Raw genomic sequence first — 1,957 nt, 5'->3', positions numbered from 1 at the left:
GGCGAATTGCTATGTCGACCAACGGTTTCGGGCATCGCGAAATAGACCTGGGATGCGCACGGGCAAGCCGGGCGCACCAGGCCGCGAAAGATCGCACCGCCCTGGGTGATTCGACGAATGCGCGGGTAGTCACCGCAATGACTCGGTCGCGCGTGATCCAACTAGTGCTCGAAGCGGCCGGGCCTACTGGCTCGCCGGCCGGGATGCGATCGCCTCCGGGTCATCGCATCCGGGTTGTGCTCGCTTGCCGATCTCCTCCAACTGTCACCTGCATCACAGGGATGCCGTTCATGCATGCGAACACTAGGCGTTTACACAATAAAAAGGAACTTTTTCCTGAAAAAAAGTTGGACAAGCGTCTAGTTGACTGACGCGCGAACGCGAAGATCGCGAAGAATGTGGGTACGACCACATGACAAGGCCACGGTGTGACCGACCGCACTTTCGGATGTGGAGACTATGAGTCGAAACGTTGCAACTGCGTTGCATCCGCGCCCAGGCGCCGATCCAGGACTCGGATCTTCGCCTCGATCTGCGCGTACAGCGGAGATTCGCGATCGACGGTGGCCCGATAGGCCGCCCACGCCGCCGCATCGTCGCGCCCCTCGGCGCCCGCGGTCCACCGGCTCAGCACCGTGGCATCGGCCGAGCGTAAGACGGCGGTACGCAAGCGAACTCGCAATTCATCGCGAATGTCTATAACTCCCGGCGCGGTCGACCGCGGCAGCACCGGGCCCGCGTACAGCCGCACCGCGGCGTCCACGTCCCCGGAATCCAGCGCGGCGCGCAGGGCTTCGACATCCGTGGCGATCGGGACGCGCAAACGATAGGGACGCGAACCGAAAACATTGGAACCCACCACCGAGCGCAGCCGCGACATGGCCGCGCGAATCGTGGCATTGTCCAGATCCGCGTCGTCGAGCAGCAGCGCCAGATGATCCGCCGACAGGCCCTCGGTGTGCTCGGACAGCAGCAGCAGGATCTCGGCGTGCCGCTGCGACAGCGGAACCCGCTCACCCGCCACCGTCAACTGCGGCTGCCCGAGCCCCAGGACCTCGAGGCCCAGGCGTTCGGGCGCGGGCGCGTCGGCCGGCGCGCGGCGATCATGACCCGAACGCACCGCGGCCAGCAGCAGATCCATCTCCGCGGCGGTGGCCGCCGCCTTCACCAGGGCCAGGATCTCCGGGCGCGCCACCCGCACCCCGCCCGCGATCATCAGCACGCCCACCAGGCGGCCGTCCGGATCGTGCACCGGCGCAGCGGCTCCCGTGATCTGGTGCATGCGGTGCAGGAAATGCTCCGGCCCATGGATCCAGGCCGCGCGCCCGGTGCGCACCACCAGGCCCACGGCATTGGTGCCCACCCGGCGTTCGCTCAGGTCGTTGCCCTCGCGCAGGCCCGCGTCGGCGGCCGCCTGCACCCGGTCGGCGTTGCCGTGCACGGACAGCACGCGACCGAACTGGTCGGCCACCACCACGATCAGGCCGGTGCTGGTCGCGTCGCGCAGCAACAGCTTGTCCACCAACGGCATGACCGCCGCGATGGGATGCGCGTCGCGATAGCGTTCCAGGTCGGCGCCGCGCAGGCCGCGACCATCGCCGTCATCCATCGGATCCACGCCGCCGCGCAGGCTGCGCAGCCAGGATTCGAGCACCATCGGCCGCAGCAAACCCGGCAGCTGCCCCAGCTGATCGCCGCCCACACTGAGGTATCCATGTGCCTGGGCGGCATACGTTTCGAGCGCCCCGAGCTGACTGCCCGGTTCGACGCCATGGTGGGACTGCCCTCCACCTGCGAGATTGCTGACCATTTGCCTTTCTTTCCGCCCCCAAAGAGTACCGGCGCACCTGAGAGCTCAAGGCGGAAGCCGGACGTTTGTCCGGCAGGTCACACGCCGACACACGCCAGCGGAAATGTGAGCTGTGTCTATTTCGCCTCCGCTCCGCTCCGGCTGTTC

General features: G+C 67.1%; 1 protein-coding gene. It reads right to left on the bottom strand.

The window, feature by feature from the left end; translation table 11 throughout:
• Nucleotides 1–457: 457 nt before the first annotated feature.
• Nucleotides 458–1,810, bottom strand: a complete 1,353-nt coding sequence (locus D7D52_RS07050; RefSeq protein WP_120735581.1) for a GAF domain-containing protein — start codon at nt 1,808–1,810, stop codon at nt 458–460.
• Between the last annotated feature and the right edge of the window lie 147 nt (nt 1,811–1,957).

The organism is Nocardia yunnanensis (assembly GCF_003626895.1).
GTDB lineage: Bacteria > Actinomycetota > Actinomycetes > Mycobacteriales > Mycobacteriaceae > Nocardia > Nocardia yunnanensis.
Note: the sequence above shows the minus strand (reverse complement) of the source record. Positions and strands in the feature narration are given on the sequence as shown.

Coding starts and splice junctions, on each gene's coding strand:
- D7D52_RS07050 (WP_120735581.1), bottom strand. CDS start 1,810: ATGGTCAGCAATCTCGCAGGTGGAGGGCAGTCCCACCATGGCGTCGAA.